General features: G+C 48.2%; 1 protein-coding gene. It reads left to right on the top strand.

The window, feature by feature from the left end:
* The coding region (locus tag HFD99_RS25275) for a condensation domain-containing protein (protein ID WP_167441104.1) at positions 1–249 on the top strand (249 nt) is incomplete at both ends.

The following is a 249-nucleotide window of genomic DNA, read 5'->3' as shown; positions in this document are numbered from 1 at the left end:
CAGCTTCCCGGACTCCATTTGTCGACGTATGCCAGCGAAGAAATTGTTTCTAAATTCGATCTCAGCTTGGACGTCACAGAGATCGAGGAAGGCTTGGAATATCTGTTTGAATACGCCACTGCTCTTTATAAAACCGAAACGGTGGAGAAATTGGCCGCTCACTACTTGCAGTTGCTTGAATCCATTCTCCGTAACCCGTCGGCGACGATTGCCGAGCTGGGCATTTTGACACCGTCGGAAAAAGATCAA

The sequence above is a fragment of the Paenibacillus sp. EKM301P genome, from assembly GCF_011800295.1.
Lineage (GTDB): Bacteria > Bacillota > Bacilli > Paenibacillales > Paenibacillaceae > Paenibacillus > Paenibacillus polymyxa.
Note: the sequence above shows the minus strand (reverse complement) of the source record. Positions and strands in the feature narration are given on the sequence as shown.